Source organism: Puniceibacterium sp. IMCC21224 (genome assembly GCF_001038505.1).
Lineage (GTDB): Bacteria > Pseudomonadota > Alphaproteobacteria > Rhodobacterales > Rhodobacteraceae > Puniceibacterium.
In genome coordinates this window covers 629,410-643,133 of sequence record NZ_LDPY01000001.1, presented here as the reverse complement: position 1 = coordinate 643,133, position 13,724 = coordinate 629,410, and the positions used below count along the sequence as shown (strand labels likewise).

13 protein-coding genes are annotated in these 13,724 nt (G+C 62.0%); 7 read left to right on the top strand and 6 right to left on the bottom strand.

The features are described 5' to 3' along the window. Positions 1 to 11: 11 nt before the first annotated feature. On the bottom strand, positions 12 to 1,133 hold the full coding sequence (locus IMCC21224_RS02920) for a phosphatase PAP2 family protein (RefSeq protein WP_047994072.1): 1,122 nt from the start codon (positions 1,131 to 1,133) through the stop codon (positions 12 to 14). 256 nt (positions 1,134 to 1,389) lie between these two features. On the opposite strand from IMCC21224_RS02920, the gene IMCC21224_RS02915 reads away from it, so the two are divergent. After that, entirely contained in the window at positions 1,390 to 3,018 is a 1,629-nt protein-coding gene (locus IMCC21224_RS02915; protein WP_231582005.1) for a transcriptional regulator, read from the top strand. A gap of 46 nt (positions 3,019 to 3,064) precedes the next feature. Here IMCC21224_RS02915 and IMCC21224_RS02910 read toward each other — a convergent pair whose 3' ends face one another. Genes IMCC21224_RS02910 through IMCC21224_RS02895 form a run of 4 tightly spaced genes read right to left on the bottom strand, consistent with a single transcriptional unit; the run spans position 3,065 to position 5,517 of the window. Then, positions 3,065 to 3,544, bottom strand: a complete 480-nt coding sequence (locus tag IMCC21224_RS02910; RefSeq protein WP_047994070.1) for a DUF6505 family protein — start codon at positions 3,542 to 3,544, stop codon at positions 3,065 to 3,067. Then, positions 3,544 to 4,245: a biotin/lipoate--protein ligase family protein gene (locus IMCC21224_RS02905; protein ID WP_047994069.1), complete on the bottom strand. Its 702-nt coding sequence runs from the start codon at positions 4,243 to 4,245 to the stop codon at positions 3,544 to 3,546. Before IMCC21224_RS02905 ends, IMCC21224_RS02910 begins: the two co-directional genes overlap by 1 nt. Then, positions 4,242 to 5,324 carry an Mrp/NBP35 family ATP-binding protein gene (locus IMCC21224_RS02900; protein WP_047994068.1) on the bottom strand — a complete coding sequence of 361 codons (1,083 nt, stop codon included), beginning with the start codon at positions 5,322 to 5,324 and terminating at the stop codon, positions 4,242 to 4,244. The genes IMCC21224_RS02905 and IMCC21224_RS02900 overlap by 4 nt, the downstream gene beginning before the upstream one ends. A gap of 4 nt (positions 5,325 to 5,328) precedes the next feature. Then, positions 5,329 to 5,517, bottom strand: coding sequence for a DUF6494 family protein (locus tag IMCC21224_RS02895; RefSeq protein ID WP_047994067.1), 189 nt, complete (start codon positions 5,515 to 5,517; stop codon positions 5,329 to 5,331). A gap of 98 nt (positions 5,518 to 5,615) precedes the next feature. Here IMCC21224_RS02895 and IMCC21224_RS02890 point away from each other — a divergent pair, with 98 nt between their 5' ends. After that, on the top strand, positions 5,616 to 6,359 hold the full coding sequence (locus IMCC21224_RS02890) for a hypothetical protein (protein ID WP_047994066.1): 744 nt from the start codon (positions 5,616 to 5,618) through the stop codon (positions 6,357 to 6,359). A 36-nt stretch (positions 6,360 to 6,395) separates the two neighbouring features. On the opposite strand, the gene IMCC21224_RS02885 is transcribed toward IMCC21224_RS02890, so the two are convergent. After that, positions 6,396 to 8,372 carry a 4Fe-4S binding protein gene (locus IMCC21224_RS02885; protein WP_047994065.1) on the bottom strand — a complete coding sequence of 659 codons (1,977 nt, stop codon included), beginning with the start codon at positions 8,370 to 8,372 and terminating at the stop codon, positions 6,396 to 6,398. A 153-nt stretch (positions 8,373 to 8,525) separates the two neighbouring features. On the opposite strand from IMCC21224_RS02885, the gene IMCC21224_RS02880 reads away from it, so the two are divergent. The 5 genes from IMCC21224_RS02880 (at position 8,526) to IMCC21224_RS02860 (ending at position 13,714) form a co-directional block, all read left to right on the top strand. Beyond that, a complete protein-coding gene (locus IMCC21224_RS02880) occupies positions 8,526 to 9,095 on the top strand; it encodes a DUF3305 domain-containing protein (protein WP_369795984.1) in 570 nt (189 codons plus the stop codon). 38 nt (positions 9,096 to 9,133) lie between these two features. After that, on the top strand, positions 9,134 to 9,760 hold the full coding sequence (locus IMCC21224_RS02875; RefSeq protein ID WP_231582004.1) for a DUF3306 domain-containing protein: 627 nt from the start codon (positions 9,134 to 9,136) through the stop codon (positions 9,758 to 9,760). Then, entirely contained in the window at positions 9,757 to 10,368 is a 612-nt protein-coding gene (locus tag IMCC21224_RS02870) for a molecular chaperone (RefSeq protein ID WP_047994062.1), read from the top strand. Before IMCC21224_RS02875 ends, IMCC21224_RS02870 begins: the two co-directional genes overlap by 4 nt. 72 nt (positions 10,369 to 10,440) lie before the next feature. Next, positions 10,441 to 10,629 (top strand): twin-arginine translocation signal domain-containing protein, encoded by a 189-nt coding sequence (locus IMCC21224_RS02865; RefSeq protein ID WP_047994061.1) that lies wholly within the window; start codon positions 10,441 to 10,443, stop codon positions 10,627 to 10,629. Positions 10,630 to 10,723: 94 nt separating this feature from the next. Then, positions 10,724 to 13,714, top strand: coding sequence for a formate dehydrogenase subunit alpha (locus IMCC21224_RS02860; RefSeq protein ID WP_047994060.1), 2,991 nt, complete (start codon positions 10,724 to 10,726; stop codon positions 13,712 to 13,714). Positions 13,715 to 13,724: the final 10 nt, after the last annotated feature.

Here is a 13,724-nt window from a genome sequence, read left to right as displayed (position 1 = left end):
CACGCATTGCCTCACCACTCGTCCTTGGCGGTTTCCCACATGGATTTCAGCCATGCCGGTACCGTCGCGGGGTCAAGCGTGGCCGACCCGGTGCTGACAATTGTCGAATCACCCAGACCACCGGACAGCAGGCTTAGGTTGAAATCGCCGGTGTAGCTGTCACCATGAAAGGTGCGCGCAGGCGTCGTGCTGTTGCCCTCGAGCAGATTCACCAATGCCTCGGCCATGGTGATGCCCAGCACGGCGCCGGCCATGCTGTCGGATGGGAAATGCACCCCCGCCACCGTCCGGTTCGTGGCAATACGCGTAGCGTGACGCATCAGTTCGTTTTGCTGCGCAACTGCAGTAACCGGGTTGAACGCGCTCTGATAGAGCAGCCGACTAAGGACGGTGGCCGACGCAAATGCTTCGGTCGCGTGACCCGATGGCCAGCTACCATGACCCGGCGTCTGAATGATCGGCTGCACCTCATAGCTCATCGAAATGGGGCGTGCCGCGTCAAACGCCATCTTGATCGGCATTTCCACATGGGTACACAGGCGCAACACGGCAGCGGCGATCCAGTGGCTCCACTTGGTCGCCTCGGGATGCATGTAACCAACACCGCCATAGAACGACATGATGTCCGAGGTCTGAACCTGAATCTCGGCCAGCCGGTCCATCCGCAGATCAGCGGCCGTGCGCAGATACGGCAGCTGATGCTCGGCCAGAAAGGCGTCGGTCGGTTTGTGCAGCGTCACAAGGCGCTGAGTGCCGATGGTCAGGTGGGCAACAGCGTTGGGGCCGGTCGGATCAGCGATGTCGAGCGCGAAGAGCCCATGCAACATCTGGTCAAGCACGGCGCGGCGCGGGAAACTGTCCAGCTTCTGGAACGCCTCCCATGAGGATCGACCGGTCTGCGCCGGAATGCGCGACGCGGCACCAGACCAGCTGTGCATGGTGCCGTCACGGGCCGCCGCCAGCGCGGTGCTCAGATAAGGCGAAGCGGGACCGCCAGCATGGGCCTGCCCTCCTTGGCCACCCTGACCGCCTTGTCCACCCTGCCCCCCTTGACCGCCCTGACCACCTTGACCGCCCTGGCCACCTTGACCTCCTTGGCCGCCCTGACCACCTTGCCCGCCAAAAATAGTCATATCCAACCTCGTCGTGTAAGAAATATAGGTCTGTTGTGCCCTGATCGCCCCCAAACGGTCAAAGACCATCTGCACAGCGCAAGAAAATTTCACGCGCTATTCACGCGGATTGCCCGGATCACATCAAAATGTTAACGTTTGCGTCTGAGGGCAGTGTGGCGCGCCACGATGTGTGACGCAATGTCCGAATGGATGATCCAGAATAACCGCCGGGATGACGTCAGACTCCGGCGAGGTGTAAGCTTAGGGGACAGTCGTGAGCACCAGAAAGCCCGTCAGCCTGCGACTGGTCGGCCCATTCATGGTGCTGATCAGGGACGACGTGGCACGCACCCCCTCTGGGGCCAAGAACCAGGCGATCCTTGCATTGCTGGCACTGTCACCAGGCATGAGCCGCCCGCGCCGCTGGATCGAGGACAAGCTATGGAGCACCTTTGCCCCCGAACAGTCTGGCGCCAACATGCGGCAGGCCCTGACCAAATTGCGCAACGCGCTGGGGGAACACGCCGATGCGCTGATCAGCGACCGGAACTCGGTTGCGCTGGACCCGGACAAGGTGGCGGTGGATGTCACCGACCACGCGCTGCGCATCGACGAAGGACGCGAGCTGCTCGAAGGGCTGGACGTGCGCGATCCCGAGTTTGAGGAATGGCTGCGCGAGGAACGGGCCCGCTATCAGGCGCGGTTGGATGCCGCCCGCCCCGCCCTTGCCACCGGCCTGCTGATCCGCTGCACCACTGCCGACCACGGCAGCGGGAAGTTAAAGTTCATCGGCGAAGTGCTGGCCAATCAGATCGGCGAAAGCATCGCCGAACAGGTGCGCGCCTGGCGCCAATCCGGTCGTCATCTGGATGCTGGCAGCGATGATCGCGGCGATCTGGAAATCTCGTGCGATATCACCGATGTCGGTGAAAGCCTGGATGGCATGGTCGGTGAAAACGGCGGCAGCATGGTCTTTATCAAAGTTGTGCATGTGCCGACCGGGCGGATTCTGTATTCCAAGCTCAAGGAAGTCCGCAATCCGCAACAGGTTCTGACCTCGCAACACGAGGTCGCCGCGATTGTGTTCGAAGCCGCAGACCGGGCGCTGGGGAAACTGCCGCTGACGGTCGAAAACGCCCGCCCCGAGGCACGCGCCACGGCCCTGTCGCGATTGGCGCTGTACCGCATGTTCAGCTTTGAACCCGATGCGCTGCGCGAAGCGGATTCGCTGCTATCACAAGCCCATGACGTGGATCAAAACGGCATCTACACCGCATGGCGCAGCCTGATCCGCACAATCCAGATGATCGAACTTCTGGAACCCAACCCAGAGGCGCTGCGCGATGAGACACTGTTTTTCAACCAGCGCGCACTTGAGGAAGGCGCCGACAACGCGCTGGTTCAGGCGCTGATCTCTCAGGTGCGAGTGATGATGCTGGGCGATGCGGCGGGTGGTCTGGATCTGGCCGAACAATCGGTCGAACGCAACCCGACCAGTGGCTTTGGCTGGTTGTCGCTGTCGGTGTCCCGGATGCTGGCAGGCGATCAAATCGAAGCGATTGCCATGTCGCAGCGCGCCCGTGACATCGCGCGCTTTTCGCCGTTTCGACAATGGTGGGATCTGTATCATTGCATCGTCTGCATTGGCTGCAACCAGTCCGCCGCCGCGATTGAGGCAGGCGAGGCCGCAGCCCGGCAGGCGCCGTCCTTTCGCCCGGCGCACCGTCATCTTCTGGCGCTGTATGCGATGGACGGTCAGTTGGACAAGGCCCGCACCGTGGCCGATAAGCTGATCAAGATCGAACCGGGATTTTCGCTCGACCGATTTTTGAACGACGACAGCTACCCGGTGCGCACCCTTCGCAACAAAGGGATGCTAGAGCCGATCAGGGCGCTATTGTAAAACCATCCCCGCCGACACGCCCTGAAGTTGGCAAAGCGCGCTTCGGTCACTCGTCCAGCGACCCGTGCACGGCAAACTGCATGATATCGGCGTCTTGTGCTTCGATCACCCGGTAGGTTTCGCGCACCCCCGCCTCGGTCAGATCGCGGGCGACAGTGATTAAGGTGTTGGGCGCATGCTCATCGCAGAGCGCCATCATCTGGTCGATCTCTGCCGCTGCAACGCCCTGCGCGGCCTCGACCGACGGCGCACCGTAGACATCAACAAAGTGCTGCGCCAACGCTGCCACCAGCGCATCATGTTCACCCTGTTCCATCTGTGTCACGGCGACAAAGCTGACGCGCCCAAAGGTCTCGACCCCCAGCCAGCCGTTGGCAAACGCCTGACGCGCCTTGCCGACCAGATCGCCGTCACTCCAGTTCGAGAATTCGAACCCGCCAGAGATGCACCATTCCCCGGTCCGGGCCGGAGAATGAAAAACGTTCATATCCGAGGTGTCAAAGTGGATTGCGCGGGCAAGTTTCATCAATATTGCTCCAGCAAAGCAGTGAGCGGGATCAGGCGGGTGTCTTTGCCTGACTTGAGCAGCAGGCCCAGTGCCTCGTCCACCCCGAGAAAGGTGCCCGACTGGCCTTTGAACGTCATGGGTTGGCCCAGACCGTGGGCCAGCCCGCTCCATTCGCGATGTAGTGGGGCGATGCCGTCCACGTCCCAACGGTTAAGACCGTTGAGCGTGTGTCGCGACCAGCTTTCCAACAGCGCCAGCGGCTCAAGGTCGCCGCAACCTTCGGCGTGCAACGCGGTCTCGTCTGGGTGTTCACCGGCGTCGCCGGGGGCAGGCTGAAACCGCAGTTCAAAGCCAGTGACGAGCCAATCCGGCACCGCGTCGGGATCGTTGGTCGACGCAGCGATCCGAAAGCCACCGCAGCGCCCGCCGTTGGCACGCACCGCGCCGCCCCATTCCAAATGCACCGGCAATTCCGGCGGCGCCAATGCCCCCAGCGCGTTCTGCAACCCGACGGCGCAAAGCGGCAGCATCGCCACGGCCTGCGCCAGCGGCACTTCGGGCGCAAGGATGATCGCCGCACGCAGATCAGGGCCTGCATCATAGAGAATCAGACCGGCATCGCAGCCCGTCCGCGCCGTCTGGCAGGCGGCGTCAAACGGGTCATGCCCCGCAGAATGCAGCCCGCTCAGCAGCGGGGGGAACTGCGGGGCGGTGGTCATGCCTGCCCTGCCGCGATCATCGCGCGCGCCACATCGCGGAACGCCTGCGCCTGCGGACTATCGGGTTTCGAGATCACGATAGGCGCGCCCCCGTCCGATGCCAGCCGAATATCCAGGTGCAGCGGAATTTCTGCCAGCAGCGGCACGCCCAGTTTGGCCGCCTCAGCCGCGACACCGCCATGGCCAAAGATATGTTCCTCGAATCCGCAGTTCGAACAGATATGCGTCGACATGTTTTCGATCAGGCCCAGAATCGGCACCTTCATCTGATTGAACATGTCGATCCCCTTGCGCGCATCGAGCAGCGCCACGTCCTGGGGTGTGCTGACCACAATCGCGCCGTCGACCTGCGCCTTTTGCGCCAGCGTCATCTGCACATCGCCAGTGCCGGGCGGCAGGTCCACGAGCAGCACATCAAGCGCCCCCCATTGCACCTGCGTCAGCATCTGTTGCAGGGCACCCATCAACATCGGGCCGCGCCAGACAACCGCCTGACCTTCGTTTGTCATCAGGCCAATGGACATCATCGTGACGCCAAAATTGCGCATTGGCAGGATCGTCTTGCCGTCCGGCGACGCAGGCCGCCCCGAGACACCCAGCATCCGCGGCTGCGACGGCCCATAGACATCGGCATCCAGCAACCCGACGCGCCGCCCCTCGGCCGCGAGCGCACAGGCGAGGTTGGACGACAGGGTGGATTTCCCGACACCGCCCTTGCCGCTGGCTATAGCGATGATGCGATCCACGCCCGGAATCTTTTCGGGCCCGCCCTGAAGCGGCTTTGGTGCGTGCGAATGGCCTGACCCCTTAAGATCCGGTGGGGCCTTTTGCGCCGAATGGGCGGTCATCACCACCGACACGGCGGACGCCCCGTCAAGGGCGCGCACCAATTCCTCGGCCTGCTGGCGGACCGGGGTATAGGCCTGCGCCTTGTCACCCGGCACTTCGAGGACAAAACGCACAGCGCCATCTTCGACAGTCAGAGCGCGGACCAGTCCGGCCGTGACGATATCGTCACCCGAGACAGGATCGCGAAGCGCCTTAAGTGCGGCCAGAACCGCATCGCGTGTCAGTGCCAAATCGCTATCCCTGAATCTTGCCGGTGACGACATGTGTAAGGTCGAGCCCGTCAACCGTCAGCACCACCTTGGCCTCGAATGTCTTGCCTTCGGGCGCGTCGACCTTGCGCATGGCCTCTTCGATAGCCTGCTGCGACGTGACACCGACCTGTTTCAGAAACTTGCGCATCGACATGTTGAAATCGTCGCTCATCCGTCTCTCCCCTGAACTCTGCATGAAGCATTGACGGGTTTAGGGCACGACCCCTAGGCTTGCAAGCCAAGCTTGACGGGGCCGGAGGAGGAGCCATCATGCAACAGCTCATCATTGGTGCGTTGATGGCGATACTGGCCGCGACGTCCGCCATGGCGCAGGACGCGGACAAGATGTTCCGGCTGGCGGTTCCCGATATCCTGGCAGACAGCGGTCTGATGAAATACATGCTGCCACGGTTTTCGCTAAAGACGGCAACGCGGGTGGCGTTGGTGGATGCGGGGGCTGCGGCGGATGCGACCTTTGGCGACACAGGCACCGTGGCGTTCGAGGGGCTGGGACAGGTCTGGCGGCTTGAGGTCAGCACGGACGCGGACGCGCAGCGCTTTGCCGACTGGCTGCAATCAGATGCGGGACGCTCGGCTGTGGGCGGGTTCATGGCGGATGGAGTCGCAGTTTTTTCAACCGAGGTGACGGAAAAACGCATTGTGGCACCGATGCGGTTTGACGGCGACGCGGCACGCGGGGCGGTGCTGTCGCTGCAGCATTGCGGGCGCTGCCATGTGGTCGGGGCGGTGAACCGGATGAAAGCGATCGGATCGACGCCATCCTTTGCGGTGCTGCGCACCCTCTCGAACTGGCGCGACCGGTTCATGGGGTTTTATGCCTTGAATCCGCATCCGGCGTTCACGCAGGTGGCCGAAGTCACGCTGCCATTCGATCAAAGCTATCCATCACCAATAACGCCGGTTGAGATCACGCTGGACGAGCTAGAAGATATCCTGGCCTTTGTGGCTGCCGTGTCGCCCGCAGATCTGGGCGCGCCGATTCAGTCGCAGTGATGGCCAGATGATAAACCGGAATGCACCGGCTGGGCGTCAGTGATCCTTGCGCACAGGTTTGTCTGCCACACGTTCCGCCAGATAATCGTCCGTGGTGCGTGGGCGGCGCGGTGTGCCCATCGAAAACGGGTTGTTTTCGGAATGGTACTGCGCCGCAATCCGGCATTTGTCGCACATCTGGATCATCCGCGCCGTCTGTGGGTTGGCGAACATGGCATGTTTGCCCGCCAGCTTTTCCACGATCTTCTCAACCGTGGATTTGACGCCGAACAGCCCGCCGCATTCGACGCAGGCAAATGGCTCTTCCTCATTCAGAACCCGCTGCGACAGCGCCGCGTCATTCAGGTCAAGCTGCGGTTTCAGCGTGATCGCCTGTTCGGGGCAGATCGTGGCGCAGATCCCGCATTGCAGACAGGCGTCCTCTTGAAACAGCAGTTGTGGCTTGTCCTCGTTGTCGCCCAACGCGCCCGAAGGGCATAGCGACACACACGACAGGCAAAGCGTGCAGGCATCGGTGTCCACCAACACCGCACCATAAGGGGCAGCGGGCGGCAGGTCGATCACGCCACCTTCGGGGCGCAGTGCCTTGGCGGCGACGCGGGCCACCTGACGACGGGCGCCGATCGACAAGACGGTTTGCGCCAGCGCCGCACCGGATTGTGCAGTGTACAGGTGATCGCTCAGTGCCTCGGGGTCGTTCAGGTCCAGCAACGTCACAGCCGCACGGCCCGCGATTGCATTGGCAAGCGCGGCCTCTCCCTCGGGTGTGTCGCGCTCGGTCCGGGGGGCCAGAAGCACGTCGACCCCGGCAAAACCGCAACCCAGCGCCGCCAGCATTTCAGCATGGCCAAAGCCCGCCAACGCAGGAATGCCCAGTGGGATCACATCCGCTGGCAGACCCCGGCCAAATCGGGCAGCTAGGCGGATCATCTCGGCCCCGTGATCGTCATCATGCACCAGCAGGCGCGGTTCATTCCCCCCTGCCTTGCGATAGGTGGACGCCAGCGTGTCGAGCCTGCGGAACACGCTGGAAACCGGCGGTGCATCATAGGTGATCGCGCCCGACGGGCACAGCGCCGAACATGCGCCGCAACCAGCGCAAATCATCGGGTCTATCGACACATGTTCGCCCGCAGAGGTGATCGCACCGGTCGGGCAGATGTTCAGACATTTCGAGCAGCCGACCTGTTCCGCACGGGAATGGGCGCAAAGCGATTCTTCGAGCCGGACATACAGCGGCTTTTCAAACGTGCCGACCAGAGCCGCCGCGCGGGCCGCAGCCGCAGCTACGGCGACGGGCTGACGTGGATCGGCGCGCAGATAGCCTTCGCGTTTTTCCGGCGCGGGAAAAAGCGGGGTGTCGCCGCGCAGGTCAAGAATGATGTCACAGTCCGACTGCGCGCCATCGCGCGGATCGGTAAAGCCCAGAGCGCCGCGCCCACCGGGGCGGATCTGCCGGAACCCGTCAATCGTCAGGTGAAATCCGGCCAACGCACCCTGCGCGCGGGTCAGCCGCCCCCTGATCACGTCGAAACGGCGGTCGAGCGGCACGTCCGCATCATCACTTTGCAACACCGTCACGGCCAGCGTATCGGCCAGGGTCGTGGCGGCCGCAAAGGCTACATCTCCGGGCCCAAGGATCAGACACACGCCCTCGGACACCACATCCAGCACGCGCGGTTCGGGCAGCACCAGCGCCGCCTCGGCAGCCAGCGCCGCCATCTTGGGTGCGGCCTGCGCGCCCTCGTCGCTCCAGCCCGCGCGGTCCCGCAGGTCGACAAAACCGGGGACATCGACGTCCAGTTCTTCGGCCAGCGCCTCGAAATGCGCGCTCTCCTGTTGGCAGGCAACGATCACGTCACCCGTCGCCAGCGCGCGGGCCGCAATGTCGGTCTGGTGCTGGCACAATCCCGTGTGAACCCGCGAACAGGTCATCCCGGTGGCAGCAGCAATGGCGTCCGCGTCAACCGTCTGGCTACCCAGACAATCACACAGCAACAGCGTTTTACCCATGATGCTCCCCCTTGCCGACGCACTCTGACCCGCACTCTGGCGACCTTGGCCCCGGACAAATTTTTGTAAAATCTGACCCTTGGCATAGCGAAGGCGCTTGCCATAAACAAGGACCGGGCGATACTGGAAGCCTCACACACTCTGGGAGTTTCCGTGGATCTGCACAACCGCAAGAGCATCAGCATGGGCATGGGCGTAGTCATCCGGCGGTTGCCGGGGGTGACCCGGTGGGCCAAATGGGCATGGACCCCGGTGGCACTGTTGCCCGGCGCAGGACCGGCGCATTGGAAGGTCTTGCGCACCGATGGCGACGCGGTCGAGTATCATGCAGGCACAATGCCCCTAACCCTTTACCGTGGTGAGGCCGAGGCCTACAAAATCACCCTCTCCGAGGCGGCGCCTTGCCTCTATGTCGTCCTTCGGGCCACCGAGGGTGGAGAGTATCCCTACCGGATCCATCTGGTGACTGCCTCGCCACACGAGGGCCAGATGTATGCTGAAAGCGGCGAAGAGATTGTCGAAAAACTGCCGATGTCCGAGGGGTTGATCGCATGGGTTGCCGCATGGGTCGACGCGCACTACGTTGAAGAACAGTTCATCAAGCGCAAGCGGCGCAAGCATATGGATGACACCGTCGAGAACGGTATCGGCGACGCTCGGATTCAGCAGGCGACGGATGTCTACCGCGCACCGGGCACCGCCAGAAAGGCAGAGGGGTCATGACTGAGTCAGCCGATTTCTGGTCCCGAAGACGCGCGCGGGTGGCAACAGAAGCGGCCGCCCAATCCGCCAAAGAGGCCGAGAGCCTTGAACAGGCCGAGACAAGCCGCCGAGAGACCGCAGCCGCCGACAAGAGCGATGCCGAGTTGCTGGCAGAGCTGAACCTGCCCGACCCCGAATCATTAAAACTGGGTGATGACCTCACCGCGTTTCTGAAAAAGGAGGTGCCGGAACGGCTGCGACGCCGGGCGCTGCGGCGATTCTGGCGCACCAACCCTGTGCTGGCCTGTCTGGACGGGCTCAATGACTACGATGGCGACTTTACCAATGCCGCCACAGACGCCCCCGGAGTCGCAACCGCCTATCGGGTGGGAAAGGGCATGCTCCACCATATCGAAACCCTGGCCCGTGAAAGCGCGCAGGCCAATGTAGACAAAGAGGATGAGAAAATTTCCGCTGAAACTGCAGAAATTACGGATATTTCCGACGAATTCGTAAATAATGCAGTCATACAGGATCACACGCAGGAAACCCCCATTGCCGCGCCTGCATCTACGACTAAAGTCGCAATGTCCGAACCGGTAATTGGTGAGAAAATTGAACCACAACAAGAGTTTGCTGCGCAACCGCGCCGCATGCGCTTTAGATTCGGAACGGAGACAGGATGAGCAGCGCCGCTGCCCGCACCACGGACGTATCCCCCGAGGACCGGCTGCGCGCCGATCTTTACAATTATCTTGGGCTGATGCTGGCCGCGCCGCCGGACGAGATGCTGCTGGTCCAGACCGCAGGATTGACCGGCGATGACACTCCGCTGGGCAGCGCGATCGCCCGTCTGGCGGGCTGCGCCCAAAGCGCCAAACCAAAGGGTGTGCGTTCGGAGTTCAACGCGCTGTTTATCGGTTTGGGGCGGGGCGAACTGCTGCCGTATGCCAGCTATTACCTCACCGGTTTTCTAAACGAAAAGCCGCTGTCGGTCCTGCGAAATGACTTGTCCGCGCGTCGGATCATTCGCGCGCCCAATGTCTATGAGCCCGAGGACAACATCGCCACCCTGATGGAGGTGATGGCCGGACTGATCGTTGGCCGGTTTGCCACGCCCGCACCATTGGCCGACCAGCAGGTGTTCTTTAACCGCCACGTGGCACCTTGGGCCGGGCATTTCTTTGCCGATCTGGAGAAGGCCAAGACAGCCATACTTTATAGTGCCGTCGGATCAGTCGGACGCGCGTTTATGGATATCGAGCGCGAGGCGTTTCGCCTTGCCCCCGAATAACATGGCGGGCAGGCGTCCATCAAAATCGAAACCGGTCGCACGGCCGGATCACGAACAACAGGGAGACCCAAGATGACCAAGAAAGACGAAACGGCCAGCAGCCGACGCGATTTTCTGAAGCTCGCCGGCACAGCGGGTCCTGCGGCGATTGTGGCCGTTGCGACCAGCGGTCAGACCGCTGAAGCGGCCCCGGCCAAGACCGACGGGAAAATGCAGGATACGGCGCACACCCGCGCTTACTTTGACAGCGCCCGGTTCTGATCCGGTCAAACAACACACCGACCCTTCTACGCACGTGGATTTGGTCGGCACATAGATAAACCCAGGCACCAATCGGGAACCAAGGGAGGGTAACATGCTAAGAAAAAAGACCAACGGGGTGGCACGACGGTCCCAGCGCACCGGCATTTTGACCGAGATCGCAGGAAGTTCGGTTGATCGGCGCGCCTTCCTTCGGGGCTCTGGCCTTGCTATCGGCGGGCTGGCCGCGATTGCCGCCACCGCAGGATCGGTAACGCAGGCAACGGCGCAGCAGGCCGTGACTGGCGCGGTCCAAACCATTAAATCCGTCTGCACCCATTGCTCCGTCGGCTGCACCGTAATTGCCGAAGTGTCCAATGGCGTCTGGATCGGCCAAGAGCCCGGTTGGGACAGCCCCTTTAACCTTGGCGCGCACTGCGCCAAAGGCGCTGCGGTCCGCGAGCACGCACATGGTGAACGCCGCCTGAAATACCCGATGAAGAAAGAGGGCGGCGAATGGGTCCGCATCTCGTGGGAGCAGGCGATCAACGAGATCGGCGACAAGATGTCCGCCATCCGCGACGAGAGCGGTCCAGATTCAGTCTATTGGCTGGGTTCGGCCAAGCATAACAACGAACAGGCGTATCTGTTCCGCAAGTTTGCCGCCTACTGGGGCACCAACAACGTCGATCACCAGGCACGGATATGCCATTCGACGACCGTTGCCGGCGTTGCAAACACATGGGGCTACGGCGCCATGACCAACAGCTACAACGACATCCACAACTCCAAGGCGATCTTCCTGATCGGTGGCAACCCGGCCGAGGCACATCCAGTGTCGCTGTTGCACATCCTGAAGGCAAAAGAGCAGAACAACGCGCCGTTGATCGTGTGTGACCCGCGTTTCACCCGAACCGCCGCACATGCCGACGAATATGTGCGTTTCCGGCCCGGCACCGACGTGGCCTTGGTCTGGGGACTGCTGTGGCACATCTTTGAGAATGGCTGGGAAGACAAGGAATTCATCCGCACCCGCGTCTGGGGTATGGACCAGATCAAGGACGAAGTGGCCAAGTGGACCCCCGATGAGGTTGAGCGCGTCACCGGCACGCCCGGATCGCAGCTGCGCCGTGTCGCGCTGACGCTGGCCAACAACCGCCCCGGCACCGTGATCTGGTGTATGGGCGGCACCCAGCACACCAACGGCAACAACAACACTCGCGCCTATTGCATCCTGCAGCTGGCGTTGGGCAACATGGGCACCGCCGGCGGCGGCACCAACATTTTCCGTGGCCACGACAACGTGCAGGGCGCGACCGATCTGGGCGTTCTGGCCGATACTCTGCCGGGCTACTACGGTCTGGCACCGGGCAGCTGGGCACATTGGGCCCGCGTCTGGGAGGAAGATCTGGATTGGCTCAAGGGCCGGTTCGACACCATGCCCGGTGCCGGAGCAGATGGCGCTGACCGCCTGATGATGAACGAAACCGGGATTCCGGTGTCGCGCTGGATCGACGGCGTGCTGGAAGATAAAGAAAACATCGACCAGCCCGACAACACCCGGGCGATGGTTCTGTGGGGCCACGCGCCCAACTCGCAGACCCGTCAGCTGGAAATGAAGACGGCGATGGAAAAGCTCGACCTGATGGTTGTGGTCGACCCATATCCGACCGTGTCGGCCGTCATGCAAGACCGCACCGATGGTGTCTATCTGCTGCCTGCGGCGACCCAGTTCGAAACCTACGGCTCGGTCACTGCCTCAAACCGCTCGCTCCAATGGCGCGAAAAGGTGGTCGAACCGCTGTTCGAAAGCCTGCCGGATCACACTATCCTCAAATTGTTCTCGGACAAATTCGGTTTCACTGACCGGATGTTCAAAAACATCGCGATCAACGGTGACGAACCGCTGATCGAGGATATCACTCGCGAATTTAACCGCGGCATGTGGACCGTCGGATATACCGGCCAGTCGCCCGAACGGATGCGGCTGCACATGGAAAACCAGTACACCTTTGACCGCACGACGCTGCGGGCCGTGGGTGGGCCGGCCGATGGCGATTTCTACGGTATGCCGTGGCCGTGCTGGGGCACCCCCGAGATGAAGCATCCCGGATCGGCCAACCTGTACGATATGTCTCTGCCGGTGGCAGAAGGCGGCATGGGCTTCCGTGCCCGCTATGGCGTTGAGCGCAACGGAGACAACCTGCTGGCCGAAGGCGTCTACCCGGTGGGGTCGGAGATTCAGGACGGATATCCAGAATTCACCATGCAAATGCTGATGGATCTGGGCTGGGACGGTGATCTGACGGCCGAAGAGCGCGCGTCCATTGAAAAGGTCGCAGGCTATCAGGCTCCGGAAAACGCGGGCGATGGCACCGAAGAAGTCGGCGAAACCTCGCAGCAGGGGGAAATGCCGTCGGATTATGCCGAACAGGTCGGCGGCATCAACTGGAAGACCGACCTGTCGGGCGGCATCCAGCGCGTCGCGATTGCCCATGGCTGTGCCCCCTACGGCAATGCCAAGGCCCGCGCCGTGGTCTGGACCTTCCCCGATCCGGTGCCGCTGCACCGCGAACCGCTGTATACCAACCGGCGCGATCTGGTTGCGGATTATCCAACCTATGAGGACAAGAAATTCTGGCGTCTGCCGACGATGTACGCGTCGATCCAGAAGAACGACTTTTCAGAGGAGTATCCGATCATCCTGACCTCGGGCCGATTGGTTGAATACGAAGGCGGCGGCGACGAAACCCGGTCCAATCCTTGGCTGGCCGAACTGCAACAGGACATGTTCGTCGAGATCAACACTCGTGACGCCAACAACCTTGGCATTCGAGACGGATCGCAAGTATGGGTTGAAGGCCCCGAAGGCGGCAAGGTCAAGGTGATGGCCATGGTGACGGAACGTGTCGGCACTGGCGTTGCCTTTATGCCGTTCCATTTTGGCGGTCATCTGCAAGGGGTCGATCTGCGGGACAAATATCCCGAGGGCGCTGATCCCTATGTGTTGGGGGAATCGACCAACACCGCACAGACCTATGGATATGACAGCGTGACCCAGATGCAGGAGACCAAAGTGACTCTCTGCAAGATCATGGCCGCATAAGGAGGATATG

Coding starts and splice junctions, on each gene's coding strand:
- IMCC21224_RS02920 (WP_047994072.1), bottom strand. CDS start 1,133: ATGACTATTTTTGGCGGGCAAGGTGGTCAGGGCGGCCAAGGAGGTCAA.
- IMCC21224_RS02860 (WP_047994060.1), top strand. CDS start 10,724: ATGCTAAGAAAAAAGACCAACGGGGTGGCACGACGGTCCCAGCGCACC.
- IMCC21224_RS02885 (WP_047994065.1), bottom strand. CDS start 8,372: ATGGGTAAAACGCTGTTGCTGTGTGATTGTCTGGGTAGCCAGACGGTT.
- IMCC21224_RS02910 (WP_047994070.1), bottom strand. CDS start 3,544: ATGAAACTTGCCCGCGCAATCCACTTTGACACCTCGGATATGAACGTT.
- IMCC21224_RS02905 (WP_047994069.1), bottom strand. CDS start 4,245: ATGACCACCGCCCCGCAGTTCCCCCCGCTGCTGAGCGGGCTGCATTCT.
- IMCC21224_RS02890 (WP_047994066.1), top strand. CDS start 5,616: ATGCAACAGCTCATCATTGGTGCGTTGATGGCGATACTGGCCGCGACG.
- IMCC21224_RS02870 (WP_047994062.1), top strand. CDS start 9,757: ATGAGCAGCGCCGCTGCCCGCACCACGGACGTATCCCCCGAGGACCGG.
- IMCC21224_RS02895 (WP_047994067.1), bottom strand. CDS start 5,517: ATGAGCGACGATTTCAACATGTCGATGCGCAAGTTTCTGAAACAGGTC.
- IMCC21224_RS02865 (WP_047994061.1), top strand. CDS start 10,441: ATGACCAAGAAAGACGAAACGGCCAGCAGCCGACGCGATTTTCTGAAG.